This window comes from Thermorudis peleae (assembly GCF_000744775.1).
GTDB classification, from domain to species: domain Bacteria; phylum Chloroflexota; class Chloroflexia; order Thermomicrobiales; family Thermomicrobiaceae; genus Thermorudis; species Thermorudis peleae.
Genome location: NZ_JQMP01000001.1, coordinates 497,937 through 515,745 on the forward strand (window position 1 = coordinate 497,937; position 17,809 = coordinate 515,745).

Consider the following 17,809-nt stretch of genomic DNA (forward strand, 5'->3'; position numbering starts at 1 on the left):
CTACTCCCTCTGTTCCCGGCTTAGACCCGGCTGGCGACCCGCTCGCCAAGCAGGCCAGTCGGCCGGAAGATCAAAATCAAGACGAGAATGCTGAAGGCAATCGCGTCTTTGAGCTGGTGAGCCGCTGGAATACCCAGCCCGTCAAGGATCAAGCTTGGACCGACTGACTCAACAATGCCTAAGACAAGCCCGCCGAGCGCCGCCCCTGGCAAGTTGCCGATACCGCCAAGGACAGCCGACGTAAACGCCTTAATTCCTGGCAGGAACCCCATGAAGAACTGAACTTGCGGGAAGAGTAAAGCGTAGAGGACACTGGCAACGCCAGCCATCGCCCCGCCAACAGCAAACGTGCTGGCAATCGTTCGATCGACGTTGACACCCATCAGAGCCGCTGCCTCGAGGTCTTCCGCAACGGCGCGAATCGCCAATCCGGTGCGGGTATAGCGCAGGAAGACCAACAAGATCAGCAAGGTCAGGAGTGCTCCGATAAACGCGACAATGAGCGTACGCTGGATACCAAAGAGGGTGCCACGCAAGACCGGAAACGTTGGGAAGGCCTTCACACCTGAGCCAAAAAACCCCCGGTAGGTGTACTGGAGGAAGAACGACGCCCCAACAGCTGTAATCAAGGGCACAAGTCGCGGGGCAAAGCGCAAGGGACGATAGGCAATCCGCTCAACCAGCACCGCAATCGTCATCGACGTGACCGCAGCGACGAGGATGCCAGCGATAAGCGTCAGAAACGGGTGGGCCTTCAGGAAACCCGATTGGGCAAGCGCGTTGACGAAGAAGTAAGAAGCGAAAGCCCCACCGGTGAAGACTTCGCCGTGAGCAAAGTTAATCATCTGCAGGACGCCGTACACCATGGTATAGCCCAAGGCGATCAAGGCGTAGATGCTGCCTTGCGCAATGCCAAATGTGATGAAGTCGCGCCACTGAGCCGGGGTGTAGCGGCCTAGCATCAGCGTGCGATAGGAGCCAACGACTACCAGGATGACAAGGAGAACACCGATGACCCAGGCAATGACCTGGCTCGCATCAACATGCCGGTTGCGCGTGACTGCTGCCTGTTGTGTCGTCGTTGCCACCGATACCTCCCATGTGTTCGTCCCGTATTGGCAGGCTCAGCTACCTCATGACGGGTAGACCTTCTTGGTTGCCGAATCTGGCCAGTTGCTCGTGTTCGTGCTCGTGAATTGGCGAACCGCGATATGTGGGTCAGCACAGTCGCCATTCTGATCACAGGTCAGATTACCAGTCAGCCCTGGGAAATTCTTGGTCGCGTAGAGCGCATCCCGCAGCGCCTTGCGCGGAATGTAGAGCGTCCCGTCCGAGCCCTGCACCGCCACCTTCGCAATCGCGTTGAAGATCATCATCGCTGCGTCATAGGCCTGCCCGTGGAAACCGCCAATCGGTTTCTCACCGTACTTCTGCTGATACTTCTGCACGAACTGCTGGTACGCCGAGCCGAACGAGGAGAGATCCGGACCGCTGACATAGACGCCAACAACGGCATCGCCTGCCGATTGGACGAAGTCGGTTGTAAAGAGCGCATCAGCTCCCATGAGCTTCGTATTCTCGAGCCCGGAAACTTCTTTGAGCTGTCGCGCAATAAAGCCGCCAGCTTTAGCGTAAACCGGCGCGTAGATCAGCTCTGGCTTGTGCGAAGCTATGCGCGTGAGCATTGGCCGCATGTCGGTGTCGTCCGGATTGATTGCTTCTTGGTCAACGACCTGTCCGCCAAGCTTTTGGAACTCCTGAGCGAAGACGCTCGCTAGCTGCTGTGGATAGAGGGTGCCATCATGCACTGTTGCCGCGGTCTTGACCTTGAGCACGTTCCAGGCAAATTCAGCCGCGAGCTTGCCCTGTACCTTGTCGTTCCACGCAGTGCGCAAGTACCCCGCGACGTGCTTGGCGGGGTCAGTCAAGTCAGGTGCGGTGTTGTAAGGCGAGACCATGACCATGCCAGCGCGGTCGATGATCGGAGCCGCAACGCGGGCGGCCGATGAGCACGAGGTTCCAACAATGGCCACGATCTGTGGGTTTGCGGCAAGCTTAGAGCCGGCCGATTGTCCGCCGTCGGGGCTACAGCCGTCGTCTTCGCCGACCAGTTGGATGGAATGGCCGAGAAGTTGCCCACCAATGTCATCGACGGCAATCTCAACGCCGCGCTTCTGGTCAATACCCTGAGCGGAATCTGGTCCAGAGAGAGTCAGGGCGTAGGCTAGGACGATCGGCTGCCCTGATGCGATCTTCACCACCCCCAGGGGATCCTGTGGGGCTTGGCTAGTAGACTTCGGCGTCGCACTGCGGAGCGACTGGATCAGCCCTTGCAGCGTCTGTCCCCCCGCTTGCGCTGTCCCTTGTGCCGTAGCCGCTGCCGTCGGGCTCGCTGCCTGCCCGGTCGTAGCTGTGGCAGCCGAAGTGGCGGCCGTTGGCGAGGCTGCAGCAGCCTTCGTCGGGCTGGGCTGGGCAGCCGGCGCTGTCGTCGGCGTCGCTTGTTGCCCACAGGCGACGAGCACAAGCGACAGCATCATGACAAACCACAGCCATCCGCGTTTCTGCCGCATCACACCCATCTCCCCTCGGCATCGAGCTCCGCTACGCTGTCCTGTCTGGCGGCGATTCTAACACTGCCCTGTGCCTCGGTGACAAATTGCATTGCCGCAGTGCAATAAGCAAGGCCGGCTGGGATTTCCCCAGCCGGCCGATAAGCGCCCTGCACTACGACTGCGGATAAACCTTCTTCGTGGCCGAGTCAGGCCAACCCGCTGCGTTGGTGCTGGTAATCTGATAGATCGCGATGTGGGGGTCGGCGCAGTCACCGTACTGGTTACAGGTCAGATTACCAGTCAGCCCTGGGAAGTTCTTGGTCGCGTAGAGCGCATCCCGCAGCGCCTTGCGCGGAATGTAGAGCGTCCCGTCCGGGCCTTGTACCGCCACCTTCGCAATCGCGTTGAAGATCATCATCGCTGCGTCATAGGCATGGGCGTGGAACGCAGCAGTTGGCTTTTGGTTGTATTTCTTCTGATACTTCGACAGGAAATCCTGATAGTTGGAGCTAAAGGCACTAAAATCGGGGCTGCTCAAATACATGCCAACAGCAGCATCGCCAGCTGCCTTGAGGAAGTCAGCCGAGAAGAGCCCATCAGCGCCCATGAGCTTGGTGTTTTCGAGCCCTTGCACCTGCTTCGCTTGCTGAGTGATGAATGCACCAGCCTGCGTAAAGATCGGGTAGTAAATGAGCTCCGGCTGCTGCGTTGCAATCCGCGTCAACACCGGTCGCATATCGGTATCTTGAGGGCCAACTGCTTCTTGCGCTACGATCTGCCCCCCGAGCTTCTTAAATTCGTCAGCAAACACATTGGCAAGCTGCTCGGCGTAGATGCTGCCGTCATGGATCGTTGCGGCCTTCTTAACTTTCAGATAGTTCCAGGCAAACTGCGCTGCGACGGCACCTTGCACCTTGTCGTTATGGGCAGTGCGGAGATACCCGCCGACGTGCTTTGCTGGATCAGTCAGGTCTGGTGCGGTGTTCGAGGGTGAGACCATAACCATGCCGGCCTGATCGATCACCGGGGCAAGCACACGGGCTTCCGAGGAGCACGATGTACCGACAATGGCGACAATCTGAGCGTTCGAGGCAAGCTTCGATGCGGCCGCCTGACCACCTTCAGCACTGCAGCCAGTGTCTTCACCGGTGAGCTGAATCGGATGCCCGAGCAGTTTCCCACCGAGATCATCGATGGCAATCTCAACACCACGCTTCGAGTCTTCGCCTAGCGTTGCGTCAGGGCCTGCGACTACCAGGGCATAGGCAATCGTAATCGGATCACCGGGCTTGATGGTGACGACTCCCAGCGGATCCTGCGGGGCTTGGCTAGTAGACTTCGGCGTCGCACTGCGGAGCGACTGGATCAGCCCTTGCAGCGTCTGTCCCCCCGCTTGCGCTGTCCCTTGTGCCGTAGCCGCTGCCGTCGGGCTCGCTGCCTGCCCGGTCGTAGCTGTGGCAGCCGAAGTGGCGGCCGTTGGCGAGGCTGCAGCAGCCTTCGTCGGGCTGGGCTGGGCAGCCGGCGCTGTCGTCGGCGTCGGCGTTGCACCGCCACCACACGCGGCCACGAGCCAGACCACCGCAAGCAGCCAGGCTAACCCAGCTGGTAAGCGCGTCGTTTTCATACACCCCTCCTCAGAACTACACACCACGACACACCCGAATCCGGATACGCTGCTTCATTCTGTACACGCGATAAACCGTTGTCAAGTGGAAGAGCCGAATCGGCATGATGCGATTAACGGCTCTTGCATCAATATTTCTGCGTCATCGGCGCGTTGTCAACGCAGTTGTTAACACTTATGCCTCTTCATCCGTCTCCCGGGCCTGTTCGAGCGCTGCCCGATCGACTGAGAGCGTGATTGTTTCCTCGGTCACGCTGGCAATCCATTCGCGTGGGATTCGCAGACGACGCCGCCCTAGCCAGCCAACCCGGACGAGCACCGCAGCGACTTCTCCATCGTCGTTCAAGACAACTTCCTCAACGTCTCCCACGACCTTGCCATCATGCGTCCGTACCGCTGTTCCTCGGTCAATGACTAAGGCATCTGGTGGTAAGTTCCGCTCGACTGTAACCGCTGGGCTCGGCGGAGTGGCTTCTGGCTCTGGCACTGGAATAGGGATACCAACTTCAGGGACAGCTCCCCCTGGCACAGGCTTCGCCCACAATAAGGCTGCTGTCCCCGCTGTGCCGGGGAGGACATACGGGAGTTCACGGGCCTCCTCTGGTGTTAGTCGTTGGAATTCGGCTTCAATGAAGATCGGCAACTGATCAGCCTCTTCCGCTGTCAGGCTCAGATGGACGGTACCATCCTCGTCGATCTGTTCAATCAATGCCCGTTCAACAATCCTGTCACGGGTGAGTAGTAGACCCTGGTGGACAATGACCGCAGTTACCTCACGGGTATCAGCATCGAGAACGAGCCGATCGACGCTGCCAATGCGTTTGCCATCACGACTGACGACCGGCTTGCCGAGTTCGATAGCCTGGCTACCCACACCCACCACTCCCTTCAAACTTCGTTCCCTGCTCTGTTGCGCTGATGATGGCAGGTCAGTGCGATCCCGACAAGTGGTGCCGGGCTATACTTGCCGCTCGGGAGTGTGGTGCGGATGTCGGAGCAGACTATCTTTGCCCGCTTGCAGGCCGAGGGTTTGCGCCTAACTGAGCCGCGGCGTCAGGTCGTGCAGGCGATCGTCGCACTCGGACGGCCATTTTCAGCTGAGGAACTCTACCATGCACTGCAAGCAGCCAATCGACCGGTCGGCCGAGCAACCGTCTTCCGGACGATCGATCGGCTCGTCGCGATCGGTGTATTAGCCCGCGTTCATCATCCATCTGGGGTGCACCGTTATCTCTTACGCGGCACGGAACATCGGCATCATATCGTCTGCGTGCAGTGCGGGACGGTAGCTGAATTCTCCGGCTGTAATGTTGACGCGCTCGGGGCAGCTGTTGTGGCACAAACGCACTTTCGTGTCGATGGTCATTGGCTGGAACTCTTTGGTCTCTGTGCCCGGTGCCAGCAGGAGCACCACTTAACATAAGCAACATCGGCACGTGAAGGCCCGTGCCTTGGCGCTTGCGCGCCACGGCGGTAGATACCGTCCTGGCGCTTGAACAGCAGCGTTGCCATTAGCAAGCACTGGCTCACATACAAGGCATACGCCTGATCGCGCCATCGTGCCAGGCCGTTGGTGATCGTAACACTCGACCGGTCGTCTTCAGTGTTGTCTCCCGCAGGCCAGCACGATGTGATGCGACCAATAGCCGGGGCCGATGATACGCGCACACGTTAGGGTGCCGGGAGTCAGGCGCCTGGCACACGAGGCCCTGCGGCGCGGTAGCCGTTCTCAGTGAGCAATGCCGTTCAGCCAGCAGTCGCCTTGCCTTGCTACTTGAGACTGTGTATCATGAAGCGCAGTTGGCGCATGGGGTGCCCTACGGGGTAGGGGAGGCAACAGATGCGGCAGGGGCGATTACGACGCGGGCGAGGCATTATCTGGCTGGTGATACTCAGTTGGCTATTGACAGGAGTTGTTGCGTGCCAGCAGGCACCAGCTGCGGCACCGTCCCTGACCAGCACTGCTGCAACGGCGGCCGCGAGCGCAGCTGCACCGTCGGCATCGGCGCTTCCCGTGGTCGTGAGCATCCCGGTCTTGACCTCGCTTGTCCAATCCGTCGGCGGACAGTGGGTGCAGGTGACATCCCTCGTGCCACCAGGCAGCGACCCGCACACCTACCAGCCGACACCGGGGCAAGCCAAGATTGTTGCTGCTGCCCGGATCATCTTCATCAATGGCTTGGGGCTTGAGGCCTCCTTCATGCGGCTGATCCAGTCTGCCGCGCCGGGGACACCAGTGATTACACTTGCTGAAGGGCTGTCGACCATCCAGGCAACGCCCGAGCCTGGTGAGACGTCTGAGTCTGGTGAAACCGAGGGCAACCCACATCTCTGGCTTGATCCAGACAATGCCATTGTCTACGTCCAACGGATCGCGCAGGGGCTCAGTCAAGTCGATCCCGCACACGCTGGAGCCTATCAGGCCAATGCTGAGCGTACGATCACGGCCATCCGTGACTTCGACCGGCAAGCGAAAGCCCAAATTGCCTCGATTCCGCCGGAGCGCCGCAAGCTTGTCACCTTCCACGATGCATTCCCCTACTTCGCCCGGCACTATGGCCTGCAGCTGGTGGGGGTGCTTGAGCCGAGCCCTGGCCATGAACCATCGCCCCAGGAGCTCGCGCGCCTGGTGGATGAGATCAAGGCACAGCATGTCCCGGCGATCTATACTGAGCCGCAGTTCAACCCACGCCTTGCGCAGACGATCGCGCAGGAAGCAGGCGTCAAGGTGCTCGAGTTGTACAGTGATACACCACCAGACGAGCAGGACTACCTCGGCATGATGCGCCTGAATGTCCAACATATTGTTGAAGGACTTGGTGCTGGATGACCAGCGCGGCTGTGGGAATTCGGGCGTGCGCCATGGCCGCAGCCATGATACGGAGTGGGCGCAGGAAGGGCATGACCGGCATACGCACGCCTGCTCCAAGAGCATGCAAGGAGTACCATCGTGCAGAGAGATACACCATTCATCCTTGTCCAAAACCTGACGGTCGGTTATCGAAGCCAGCCCGTTTTGCAGGGACTCCACTTCGCGGTGCCGAAAGGCGCATTGGTCGGTGTCATTGGGCCGAACGGTGGTGGGAAGTCGACACTCCTCCGTACCATCGCTGGAGTGTTGCGTCCATGGAGTGGGCAAGTACTGATTGATGGCCAGCCGGCACGTCCGCAGCCAGCACTAGCCTATCTCCCACAAGTCGAGGATGTCGACTGGTCGTTCCCCGTGACGGTGTGGGACGTCGTGATGATGGGCCGTTACCCACGGCTCGGGCTCTTCCGGCGTCCGGGGCCGATCGACCGCGATCGGGTCGCCTGGGCACTCGAGCGCGTCGGCATGCTCGCGGCGCAGCGGCGGCCGATCGGCGAGTTGTCTGGGGGACAACGTCAGCGGGTTTTCTTAGCTCGGGCCATTGTCCAAGAACCATCAGTCCTGCTGCTCGACGAGCCGGTGAGCGGTGTCGACGCGCCGACTCAGCACTTCGTTTTTGCCCTGTTGGAGGAACTTGCTGCCGAGGGGAAAACCATCCTGGTGTCACTGCACGATCTAAGCTGTGTGGCTCAGCGGTTCTCGCATGTGCTGCTCCTCAACCGTCGGCTTATCGCGTTTGGTCCACCAGCGGAAGTGTTCACCGAGGCTCGACTGAACGAGACCTTCGAGTCCCACCTCCTACTCGTACGCCACGGCGATCGGGTACTCGTCGTTGAAGGAGAGATCGATGATGGCCAGCCTTGTTAATGCCGTCGTTGCTCCGCTGCATTATGGCTTCCTTGTCCGGGGGCTCACCGCTGCCGTGCTTGTGGGCATCGTCTGTGCTGTCATCGGCACGTTTGTTGTGCTCAAAGGGCTAGCATTTATCGGGGATGCCCTCGCCCATGTCTCCTTTACTGGAGTCGTCGTCGCGCTGCTCGCTGGCTTCGGCTTCTACCTTGGGGCAGTAGCAGCAGCTGTCCTGACGGCGCTCGGGATCAGCGTACTCACGCGACGCGTTGGCGTGCGCAGTGATACAGCGATCGGCATCCTGTTCAGTGGCGTGTTTGCGTTGGGCATCGTGCTGATGAGCGTGGGAATCAAGAGCTACACGGTTGACCTCTTCAGCTACATCTTCGGCGATGTGCTTGCGGTACGCCCGCGCGACCTCTTGATCATCGTGGCACTTGGTCTTGCCGTCTTACTACTGGTCAGCTTACTGTACAAGGAATTATTGTTCACCGCCTTTGATCCAATTGTAGCGGAGGCAGCTGGTCTGCCGGTTGGCGTACTCCAGACGCTGCTGATGGTGCTGCTCGCGCTCACCGTCGTCGTTTCGGTGCAGGCAGTGGGGGTCGTGCTTGTCGTCGCAATGCTGGTGACACCAAGCGCGACGGCCTATCTGCTCGTCGATCGTTTTCCGGCGATGCTTGGGCTTGGCGCATTGCTCGGCGGGGTTGATGCGCTGGTGGGATTTTATCTGAGCTACTACGCGAACGTGCCGTCTGGCGGCGCGATTGTGCTCGTGGCCTCGCTTGGGTTTATCCTGGCTGCATTGTTCTCCCCGAAGCGTGGGCGATGGCTGCGCTTACTGGTTGGGCAATAACGAGAACAGGAAGGATCACGCTGTGAAAGTCGCGTATATCTTTGCGACGCCGCGATCGGCGAGCTACAAGTTGGGGCAGATGATTCTGCCGCAGCTTGAGGCAGGCACGCACGGCGCTGAGGTAGTGGGCATGTTCTTCTTTGATGACAACACGCTTGTGCTCCAGCGTGGTAACCCGATTGGTGAACGGCTCGCCCGCGTAGCAGCTGAAAAGGGCATCCTGCTCATGCTCTGTGATCTGTGTGCGCTGGAGCGCGGGCTGGCCCGAGGAGAGCCGGTCTGGTGCGACCCAGCAACGGGGCGAGGGCGGGTAGAGCCAGGACACTGCGAACCAGTGGGAGTCGTCGATGGCGTGCGAATCGGCTGCTTCCCAGATCTCTACGCTGCGCTTGCTGCCAACCCACCAGATCAGGTGATCACGCTCTAACGCGCAGCAAGGGATGGGGAATGGTGAGCACGGCAGACCTTGACGATCATACTGCAGCGTTGGCGGCAGTGCAGGCCGAGATTGTCGCATGCCAGCGGTGCCCTCGGTTGGTTGCCTACCGTGAGGAGGTTGCGCGCACCAAACGGCGTGCGTTCCGTGACCAGGAATACTGGGGACGGCCGGTGCCGAGCTTTGGTGACCCCAATGCACGGCTGGTCATCATCGGCCTGGCGCCAGCTGCGCACGGCGGCAATCGCACTGGCCGGCCGTTCACCGGTGATGCCTCAGGCAACTGGCTCTACCGTGCACTCTACCGGGCTGGCTTCGCGAACCAGCCGACGAGCCTCCACCGTGACGATGGCCTGCAGTTGTTCGACGCCTACATCACGGCTGTCTGCCACTGCGTGCCGCCGAATAACCGGCCGACGCCGGACGAGCTTGCGGCCTGCAGCGGCTACCTGGCACGCGAACTCGCGCTGTTGCCCCGGGTTCGCGTACTACTCTGCCTCGGTGCAGTTGCCTTCGAGACGACACTACGGGTGATGCGGGCACGAGGCTACGACTGGCCGGTGGCTGTGGCGAATGACGACGAGAGGCCCGAACGTCGACTTCGCTTCCAGCACGGCGGTGAGTATCGTTGGCGCACGAGTCCGCCCGGACTCCCGCCCGCGCCGGTGCTCCTCGCCAGCTATCACCCGAGCCAGCGAAATACGCAGACCGGCCTCTTGACAGAGGCAATGTTTGACACCGTCTTTGCCCGTGCCCGCGCCCTCATTGCCGAGGCCGAGGGCAGAGCCAAATCGAATTACGAGGCCAAACGGTAGACCACTGCCCTGTATGCATGTGCGATTAGCCCAACAGAGCGAACCGCCAGGCCAACCGCAGTGGCCAACGCACAGCTAGACGCCCACACGAGGCAAGTCCGCCAACGCTTGTTGGATAGCCTCCTCTGGGTGCTCATAGTCGACGAGTTGGCCGCGCAGGTAGGCTTCGTAGGCCGCGAGGTCAAAGTGCCCGTGCCCGCTCAAGCCAATCAAGATGACCTTTTCCTCCCCTGTCTCTTTACATCGCAAGGCTTCGTCGATGGCAGCCCGCACGGCATGGGCCGACTCTGGCGCCGGGACAATACCCTCAGCGCGGGCAAAGCGAACGGCACCCTCGAACACGGCGTTCTGTGGTAGGGCAATCGCTTCGATGATTCCCTGATCGTAAAGCAGGCTGACGAGCGGTGCCATGCCGTGGTAGCGCAGGCCGCCGGCATGAATTGCTGCAGGCACGAAGGTGTGTCCCAGCGTGTGCATCTTGAGCAGTGGAGTCATACGGCCGGTGTCACCGAAGTCAAAGGTGTAGACGCCGCGAGTGAGCGAGGGGCAGGCGGCGGGCTCAACGGCGACAATGCGGAGCGGCTTGCCCTGCAACTTCTCGCGGACGAAGGGGAAGGTGAGGCCGGCAAAGTTGGAGCCACCGCCGACGCAGCCGAAGATGACATCCGGGTAATCGCCGACCTGGGCAAACTGTTGCAGTGCCTCCAGGCCGATGACTGTCTGGTGGAGGAGGACGTGGTTGAGCACGCTGCCGAGCGAGTATTTGGTGTCTGATCGAGTGGCCGCGTCCTCGACCGCTTCGGAGATAGCGATGCCAAGGCTACCAGGCGAGTCAGGATGCTCGGCCAGCACGCGCCGCCCGGCTTCAGTGTCGGGACTGGGGCTGGCGACGCACGTTGCACCCCATGTTTCCATCAAAATGCGCCGGTAGGGCTTCTGTTCATAGCTGGCGCGGACCATGTAGACTTTGAGCTCAAGGCCAAAGAATGCACAGGCCATCGCAAGCGCGCTGCCCCACTGACCGGCGCCCGTCTCGGTTGTCAGCCGTTTGACGCCCTCTTGTTTGTTGTAATAGGCCTGGGCCACAGCTGTGTTCGGTTTGTGACTACCAGCTGGACTGACGCCCTCATACTTGTAGTAGATGCGAGCGGGGGTACCAAGCATCTGCTCGAGCCGGCGAGCGCGGTAGAGCGGCGTCGGCCGCCAGAGGCGGTAGATGTCACGGATCGGTTCGGGGATGGGAATCCAGCGTTCGCGGCTGACTTCTTGCTCGATGAGCGCCATTGGGAAGAGCGGAGCAAGGTCGTCTGGCCCAACGGGCTGGCCGGTTCCGGGATGCAGTGGTGGGGGTGGCAGGGTCGGCAGGTCGGCCGCGAGGTTATACCAGTGGGTCGGCAACTCACGCTCGCTCAGCACGATCTTGGTCGATTCGTCGGCCACGGTGTCCTCCTCGTCTGCAGTCGTCTGTCCTCTGGGCGGATAGTATGGCAAAGGATGGCCGGTCAGCAAGTGCTGACGGGAATGGTTGGGCAGGCTCTCGCGTTCTTGGTTCTGCTTGGGTAGCCTAAGGGGTGAACGAAAGGAGCAGGCATGCACGCAGTCACGCTGGCGATACGCGAGGCGCTGGCACGGGCGCGCGCCGGTGAACCGTTGTCACGTGAGCAAGCGTATCCGCTCGCCCGAGCCACCGGCCCCGATTTGCTGGCGTTGCTTGAGGTGGCTAGCGAGCTCCGTGATCGGCACAAGGGGCGAGTTGTCACGTACTCGCGCAAGGTCTTTATTCCATTGACGAACCTCTGTCGTGATGCGTGTGCCTATTGCACCTTTGTGAAGCGACCCGGCGATCCGGACGCGCACACGATGACGCCGGATGAAGTACTGGCGGTGGCACGAGCTGGCCAGCGCCAGGGCTGCAAAGAAGCGCTCTTCTCGCTTGGGGACAAGCCGGAGCGTAAGTATCCCGCCTATCGCCGCTGGCTGCAGCAACAGGGCTATGCGACGACGCTGGATTACGTGGCAGCGATGTGCCAACGCGTGATCGAAGAGACAGGGCTCTTACCCCACACCAACCCAGGGCAGATGAGCGAGGACGAGATCGCGCTGCTGCGGCCGGTGAACCTCTCAATGGGCATCATGCTCGAATCAGCGTCGAACCGACTGCTGCGGCCAGGCATGCCGCATCACCGTTGTCCTGACAAGGTGCCACGGCGACGCATTGAGACGATCGCCGCGGCGGGGCGGCAGCATGTGGCTTTCACTACCGGCATCCTAATCGGCATCGGCGAGACACCGGAGGAGCGGGTTGATGCGCTCTGCGTCATTCGCTCACTGCACGAACAGGGTGGCCATATTCAGGAAGTGATTATCCAGAACTTCCGGGCAAAGCCTGGGACACCAATGGGAGAGTGGCCAGAGCCGTCGCTTGAGGAGATGCTGCGCACGCTGGCAGTGGCCCGGCTGTTGTTGCCAACCGGCAATATCCAGGCGCCCCCGAATCTGGCACCGACCGACTACCGCTGGTATCTCCACGCTGGCCTCAATGATTGGGGCGGCATCTCGCCGGTAACTCGCGACTGGATTAACCCGGAGGCGCCCTGGCCGAAGGTCGCTGAGCTGGCGGCTGTCTGCCAGGCGGAAGGCTTTACCCTGCGTGAGCGGCTTGCTCTCTACCCGGAATATGTGCGACAAGGCGAGCGGTGGATTCCGCCGGCACTGCGTGACCGGGTCGCGGCACTGGTCGATGCTGAGGGTTTGGTGCGGCGCTCGGCTGAGGGCGAGGCGTTGCACCAGCCTGCTGATCTATCAGCTTAGGCGAAAGGGGGATACGGTGGAACACCTACCGATGGCACAGCAACGCTGGCTTGCGCTCGACGGGCTCTGGGGGCGATTGCTTGACCAACTCGACCGCACCGTGGCGCGTATCCTCGACCGCGCTCTCAGCGGCGAGGACATCACGGTAGAGGAGGGCGAGCGTCTTTTCGCTGCCGAGGGACTTGAGCTGAATGCTCTCATACTCGTGGCCGACGAGTTGCGCCGTCGGCGCGTCGGCGACGTCGTGACGTACGTCATCAACCGCAACATCAACTTTACCAATGTCTGTATCAAGCGCTGTGGCTTCTGCGCCTTCTCACGCGGGCACCGCGAGGAGGAGGCCTACTTCTTGCCGATCGACGAGGTCGTTCGACGTGCACAAGAAGCCTGGGAACTCGGAGCGACGGAGGTTTGCATCCAGGCTGGTCTGCCGCCGAAGATGCGCGGCGACTACTACATTGAGCTGACGAAGGCAATCAAGCGCGCTCTGCCGGACATCCATATCCACGGTTTCTCCCCGGAAGAGGTCTGGTATGGCGCAACCCGAGCCCGCTGCTCGGTCGCCGACTACTTGCAGGCGCTCAAGGATGCAGGTGTTGGCTCGTTGCCCGGCACGTCAGCGGAGATCCTCGACGACGACGTACGGCGGCGCATCTCGCCCGGGCGTATTACTGTCGCGCAGTGGGTGGACGTCATCACCACGGCCCACCAGCTCGGCATCCCGACGACCGCGACGATCATGTATGGACATGTCGAGACGAACCGCCACAAGGCGGCTCACCTGGCACTCATCCGCGACATCCAGCGCCAGACCGGCGGCTTCACCGAGTTCGTGCCGCTCTCCTTCGTGGCTGAGGAGGCGCCGATGTACCGCAAGCAGCTTGTCCCAGGAATCCGCCCAGGTGCGACAGGTGCCGAAGTGCTCAAGATGTATGCCGTTTCGCGGATCATGCTCAACAACTGGATTCCCAACCTGCAAGTTTCATGGGTGAAGGAAGGGCCAAAATTCGCTCAAGTTTGCCTCAACGCTGGCTGCAACGACTTCATGGGCACCTTGATCAATGAGTCGATCTCGACGGCAGCAGGGGCACAATACGGCCAACGGCTCAAGCCCCGTGAGATGCGTCGCCTGATCCGTGACATCGGCCGCATCCCGGCTGAGCGCACCACGACCTATCAAATTCGCCGGCTCTTTCCCCGCGATGGCGACGACCACTATGATCCGCTCGATCTAATCGATGACGCGACGGCCGAGGCGCGCTTTGGCTCTTACCATGCGCTGGTGCACCGTCCAGATGTGCGCTTCCGCGAACTGCGGCATTTGGTACAGGTGCCAGTGGTGCCAGCGACTGGTGAGCGGGCAACTGGGCCAGCGGCGGAGTAGCCGATCATAGATCGGCGCAGGCAGTTACACAAGCGTAGGCAACGGGGCAGGCAGAGTCCGTGTAGACGGCGGACGTGGCCTGCCTCGCGGTATCACTGTTGGCGCACAGCCGCACGTTTCCCCTTGACGCTGCCGCCCCTTTGTGCTACAAGCATTCCCCGATAGTGGGGGCAACGCATTACGCGAGATGGTTGCCAACGATGACACAGCGCCGACACCATAACGCTCCCAGGAGCCAACCACGAGTCTGGCCGGTACCTCCGTGCCGGTCAATGGTCGGGGTCTTCGCCCACTGGCCCCGTATCTGTGAGTGTTCTCCCCGCAGCTAGCGTGCACTGCCCGTGCCATGTCCCTCCGCCATCCGCGCTCAAATGCGGTTCACCGGTCGAGAGTGCGACGGGTATTCTGGCAGTCCTCGATATGCATAGCAGCACGCAGCATGACCATGGGCAAGTCCCCATGGGCAATGGGACGCTGAAGCATAGGAGGCATGGCCATACATTGCAACAACCAAGCAGAAAGGGGAGGACAATGACACAAGCGATCGAATCGGCAAGTGGGCTCAGTGCGTATCGCCGGCGTGCGGCCATTGCGAGCATGATCGGCACAACGATTGAGTGGTACGACTTCTTCGCCTACGGCACAGTCGGGGCACTGGTGTTCCCGAAGCTCTTCTTCCCAAAGTCCGATCCGTACGTGGGGCTGATGCAAACGTTCCTGACATACGCGATTGGCTTTGTGGCCCGACCACTTGGTAGCGTCTTCTTCGGCCACTACGGCGACCGCATTGGCCGCAAGACGACGCTGATCATCACGCTCTTGACGATGGGGCTGGCCACGGCGCTCGTTGGCTTGATACCCACCTACGCGACACTTGGTACACTTGCTCCCCTTGGACTCGTTGTGCTGCGCTTCCTGCAGGGTTTCTCAGCGGGCGGAGAGTGGGCTGGCGCAGTACTGCTCTCGGTCGAGTGGTCGAAGCAGGAGCGGCGGGGACTGTTCGGCAGTCTGCCGCAACTTGGCTCGCCGTTCGGGTTGGTGCTTTCCTCGACAGTTGCATCACTAGGATTAGCGGCTAGTGGCACGGCCTTTCTCAGCTGGGGATGGCGCGTGCCGTTCCTGGTGAGCCTGGCCCTGGTGGTGATCGGGCTCTATGCCCGACTGAGCGTGTTGGAGACGCCGGTCTTCCGCGAGGTGCTTGAGCGGCGGCAGGTCACGCGAGCGCCAGTGGCGGCGGTGTTGCGACTGCAGCCACGCGAGCTGGCGATCGCCTCACTCCTCAACATCGCTCCCAACGGCACGTTCTATGTCTTCAACGTCTTCCTGCTCGGCTACGGGTCATCGATCCTTAAGGTGCCACGCACCATCCTCGTCAATGCCACCATTCTCGGTGGGATCGCGGCAGCGGTGGCGACGCTCTTCTCCGGGTACCTTGCTGACCGCATCGGCCGGCGCACGCCTTACCTGCTTGGCACAGTCGCGCTCCTGGTGTGGGCGCTGCCAGCATTTGCGCTGGTTCACACACGCGACCCGTGGCTGATCGGTCTAGCGATGGTCGGCGGCTTTGCCATCTTCGGCATCATGTACGGTCCGCTAGCAGCCTTCCTGGCCGAGGCGTTCCTGCCGCAAGTGCGGTACAGCGGTGCCGGGCTGGCCTACAACATTGGTGCTATCTTCGGCGGCGGTATCTCACCACTCATCGCCAACTGGCTGACAGCACACGTTGGTACGGTGTACAGTGTTGGTGTTTACCTCGCGTTCCTGGCGGTGGTTGGCGCACTCGGTGCTGTGGCCCTGCGGCCGACGGGTGTCACCAGCGCCGACACCGTGGCCGATCAGGAGCTGGCGCTCGAAGGGTAACACTGGGGCGGGGCAACGCCGCCCCGCCCTCGGCAATGACGCGATGGGAGGTTACCGATGACACTCACAACACGCCCGTTGTTCCAGCAACTCTGGGCTCGGCCGCAGTGGGAAGGTTTACCGCCCTACCGCTCGCTTTTGACCCCGCTCCTCTTGCTCGAGCGAACGCTCCACGTGTTCCCTGACAAGCTCGGCGTGGTCGATGGGACTCGGCGGCTGACATACCGCGAGTTCGGTGAACGAGTCTACCGCCTGGCAAGCGCGCTTCGCGCCCGGGGACTCGCGCCGGGTGACCGGATAGCAGTGCTCTGCCGTAACAGCCTGGAGGCACTCGAAGCCCACTTTGCTGTGCCCTACCTCGGCGGTATCCTGGTGCCGATCAACGTGCGCCTCTCGAGTGACGAAGTCCGCTTCATTCTCGAACATGCTGGCGCGCGAGCGCTGCTGCTCGATGCTGCGCTCGCCGAGCTGGTCACCCCGATCCGTGCCGCGCTGCCAGATCTCCGCCTCGTCATCTGGACCGATATCGATAGCCGTCACGGCGGACCGGCTCCGCAGCCGCCAGCCGTGGCGGACGTCGCCTATGAAGCCCTCCTTGAGGAGGGATCGCCCGAGCCGCTCGTCTATCCCCTGACAGATGAGGAAGACGTTCTCAGCATCAACTACACTAGCGGCACAACTGGGCGCCCCAAGGGCGTTATGGTAACCCATCGCGGCGCCTACCTCAACGCGCTTGGCGAGATCATCGAGGCTCGCCTCGCGCCTGAAAGCGCCTACCTGTGGACTTTACCAATGTTCCATTGCAACGGCTGGTACTTCCCCTATGCTGTCACGGGCATTGGCGCGACCCACGTCGTGATTCCGAAGGTTGAGCCTGCGCGCATCTTCCAGCTGATCGAACAGGAGCACGTCACCCACTTTTGCGGCGCGCCGACTGTGCTCATCATGCTGCTCACCGATCGTCCGCATCCCACCTATCGCTTCCCCCACCCGGTGACGGTGCTCACCGCCGCAGCACCACCCGCCCCCACGACCATCCAGCAGATCGAGGAGATGGGTGGTACGATCATCCATGTCTACGGCCTGACTGAAACCTATGGCCCGCACACCGTCTGTGAATGGCACAGCGAGTGGGATACGCTGCCACTGGCCGAGCGGGCCCGGCTCAAGGCGCGCCAGGGTGTGGGCTACATCCATGCTCCTGAGATCCGCGTTGTCGACGAGCAGATGCGCGACGTGCCGGCCGATGGCCAGACGCTCGGCGAAGTCGTTATGCGCGGGAACAACGTCATGAAAGGCTACTACCGCGACGAAGAGGCCACGGCCAAGGCTTTCGCCGGTGGTTGGTTCCATTCTGGCGACATTGGCGTCGTTCACCCCGATGGCTACATCGAGCTGCGTGACCGCAAGAAAGACATCATCATCAGTGGCGGCGAGAACATTTCGACGATCGAGGTTGAACGCGTCTTCTACCAGCATCCAGCGGTACTTGAGTGCGCCGTCATTGGCGTCCCGGACGACAAGTGGGGCGAAGTGCCTGCTGCCTTTGTGGTTCTCAAGCCTGGTGCTCAGGTCACGCCGGAGGAACTGATCGCCTTCTGCCGCGAGCGCTTGGCACACTTCAAGTGCCCGAAGCGGGTAGAGCTGGTCGACAGTCTGCCCAAGACGTCGACGGGTAAAATTCAGAAGTTCGTCCTGCGCGAGCGGGAATGGGCCGGGCAGGAGAAGCGGATTCACTGACACGAGAGGAGGC

General features: G+C 61.3%; 15 protein-coding genes. 10 read left to right on the top strand and 5 right to left on the bottom strand.

Annotation, left to right across the window (positions count from 1 at the left end; genetic code table 11):
• Nucleotides 1-20: 20 nt before the first annotated feature.
• From N675_RS02295 to N675_RS02310, 4 genes are all read right to left on the bottom strand, one after another.
• The gene (locus N675_RS02295; RefSeq protein WP_156100778.1) at nt 21-1,088 is read right to left on the bottom strand and encodes a branched-chain amino acid ABC transporter permease; all 1,068 of its coding nucleotides are present in this window, start codon (nt 1,086-1,088) and stop codon (nt 21-23) included.
• A 45-nt stretch (nt 1,089-1,133) separates the two neighbouring features.
• A complete protein-coding gene (locus tag N675_RS02300; protein WP_051913879.1) occupies nt 1,134-2,570 on the bottom strand; it encodes a branched-chain amino acid ABC transporter substrate-binding protein in 1,437 nt (478 codons plus the stop codon).
• A 154-nt stretch (nt 2,571-2,724) separates the two neighbouring features.
• Nucleotides 2,725-4,176 carry a branched-chain amino acid ABC transporter substrate-binding protein gene (locus tag N675_RS02305; RefSeq protein ID WP_051913881.1) on the bottom strand — a complete coding sequence of 484 codons (1,452 nt, stop codon included), beginning with the start codon at nt 4,174-4,176 and terminating at the stop codon, nt 2,725-2,727.
• A 175-nt stretch (nt 4,177-4,351) separates the two neighbouring features.
• On the bottom strand, nt 4,352-5,050 hold the full coding sequence (locus N675_RS02310; protein WP_038037672.1) for a PRC-barrel domain-containing protein: 699 nt from the start codon (nt 5,048-5,050) through the stop codon (nt 4,352-4,354).
• 114 nt (nt 5,051-5,164) lie between these two features.
• Between N675_RS02310 and N675_RS02315 the strand changes: the two genes are divergently transcribed.
• The 6 genes from N675_RS02315 (at nt 5,165) to N675_RS02340 (ending at nt 10,001) form a co-directional block, all read left to right on the top strand.
• On the top strand, nt 5,165-5,599 hold the full coding sequence (locus tag N675_RS02315; protein ID WP_038037673.1) for a Fur family transcriptional regulator: 435 nt from the start codon (nt 5,165-5,167) through the stop codon (nt 5,597-5,599).
• Nucleotides 5,600-6,016: 417 nt separating this feature from the next.
• Nucleotides 6,017-7,006 (top strand): metal ABC transporter substrate-binding protein, encoded by a 990-nt coding sequence (locus N675_RS02320; protein WP_038037674.1) that lies wholly within the window; start codon nt 6,017-6,019, stop codon nt 7,004-7,006.
• Nucleotides 7,007-7,126: 120 nt separating this feature from the next.
• Nucleotides 7,127-7,912 carry a metal ABC transporter ATP-binding protein gene (locus N675_RS02325; protein ID WP_081886774.1) on the top strand — a complete coding sequence of 262 codons (786 nt, stop codon included), beginning with the start codon at nt 7,127-7,129 and terminating at the stop codon, nt 7,910-7,912.
• Nucleotides 7,893-8,750: a metal ABC transporter permease gene (locus N675_RS02330; protein WP_338417736.1), complete on the top strand. Its 858-nt coding sequence runs from the start codon at nt 7,893-7,895 to the stop codon at nt 8,748-8,750. Before N675_RS02325 ends, N675_RS02330 begins: the two co-directional genes overlap by 20 nt.
• 22 nt (nt 8,751-8,772) lie before the next feature.
• Nucleotides 8,773-9,177: a SaoD/DsrE family protein gene (locus N675_RS02335; protein WP_038037677.1), complete on the top strand. Its 405-nt coding sequence runs from the start codon at nt 8,773-8,775 to the stop codon at nt 9,175-9,177.
• 20 nt (nt 9,178-9,197) lie between these two features.
• Nucleotides 9,198-10,001, top strand: coding sequence for a uracil-DNA glycosylase (locus tag N675_RS02340; protein WP_051913883.1), 804 nt, complete (start codon nt 9,198-9,200; stop codon nt 9,999-10,001).
• Between the two features lie 75 nt (nt 10,002-10,076).
• On the opposite strand, the gene N675_RS02345 is transcribed toward N675_RS02340, so the two are convergent.
• The gene (locus tag N675_RS02345) at nt 10,077-11,441 is read right to left on the bottom strand and encodes a TrpB-like pyridoxal phosphate-dependent enzyme (protein ID WP_038037678.1); all 1,365 of its coding nucleotides are present in this window, start codon (nt 11,439-11,441) and stop codon (nt 10,077-10,079) included.
• A 150-nt stretch (nt 11,442-11,591) separates the two neighbouring features.
• On the opposite strand from N675_RS02345, the gene cofG reads away from it, so the two are divergent.
• From cofG to N675_RS02365, 4 genes are all read left to right on the top strand, one after another.
• On the top strand, nt 11,592-12,812 hold the full coding sequence (cofG, locus tag N675_RS02350) for a 7,8-didemethyl-8-hydroxy-5-deazariboflavin synthase CofG (RefSeq protein WP_051913884.1): 1,221 nt from the start codon (nt 11,592-11,594) through the stop codon (nt 12,810-12,812).
• Nucleotides 12,813-12,843: 31 nt separating this feature from the next.
• The gene (gene cofH / locus N675_RS02355; RefSeq protein ID WP_081886775.1) at nt 12,844-14,196 is read left to right on the top strand and encodes a 5-amino-6-(D-ribitylamino)uracil--L-tyrosine 4-hydroxyphenyl transferase CofH; all 1,353 of its coding nucleotides are present in this window, start codon (nt 12,844-12,846) and stop codon (nt 14,194-14,196) included.
• A 531-nt stretch (nt 14,197-14,727) separates the two neighbouring features.
• Nucleotides 14,728-16,056 (top strand): MFS transporter, encoded by a 1,329-nt coding sequence (locus N675_RS02360; protein WP_051913886.1) that lies wholly within the window; start codon nt 14,728-14,730, stop codon nt 16,054-16,056.
• A gap of 57 nt (nt 16,057-16,113) precedes the next feature.
• Entirely contained in the window at nt 16,114-17,796 is a 1,683-nt protein-coding gene (locus N675_RS02365; protein ID WP_081886776.1) for an acyl--CoA ligase family protein, read from the top strand.
• The last annotated feature ends 13 nt before the right edge of the window (nt 17,797-17,809 follow it).

What these genes read in the sequence shown, in the direction of transcription:
- N675_RS02330 (WP_338417736.1), top strand. Translation starts at nt 7,893, where the DNA reads ATGATGGCCAGCCTTGTTAATGCCGTCGTTGCTCCGCTGCATTATGGC.
- N675_RS02320 (WP_038037674.1), top strand. Translation starts at nt 6,017, where the DNA reads ATGCGGCAGGGGCGATTACGACGCGGGCGAGGCATTATCTGGCTGGTG.
- N675_RS02340 (WP_051913883.1), top strand. Translation starts at nt 9,198, where the DNA reads ATGGTGAGCACGGCAGACCTTGACGATCATACTGCAGCGTTGGCGGCA.
- N675_RS02315 (WP_038037673.1), top strand. Translation starts at nt 5,165, where the DNA reads ATGTCGGAGCAGACTATCTTTGCCCGCTTGCAGGCCGAGGGTTTGCGC.
- N675_RS02360 (WP_051913886.1), top strand. Translation starts at nt 14,728, where the DNA reads ATGACACAAGCGATCGAATCGGCAAGTGGGCTCAGTGCGTATCGCCGG.
- cofH (WP_081886775.1), top strand. Translation starts at nt 12,844, where the DNA reads ATGGCACAGCAACGCTGGCTTGCGCTCGACGGGCTCTGGGGGCGATTG.
- N675_RS02300 (WP_051913879.1), bottom strand. Translation starts at nt 2,570, where the DNA reads ATGCGGCAGAAACGCGGATGGCTGTGGTTTGTCATGATGCTGTCGCTT.
- N675_RS02305 (WP_051913881.1), bottom strand. Translation starts at nt 4,176, where the DNA reads ATGAAAACGACGCGCTTACCAGCTGGGTTAGCCTGGCTGCTTGCGGTG.
- cofG (WP_051913884.1), top strand. Translation starts at nt 11,592, where the DNA reads ATGCACGCAGTCACGCTGGCGATACGCGAGGCGCTGGCACGGGCGCGC.
- N675_RS02365 (WP_081886776.1), top strand. Translation starts at nt 16,114, where the DNA reads ATGACACTCACAACACGCCCGTTGTTCCAGCAACTCTGGGCTCGGCCG.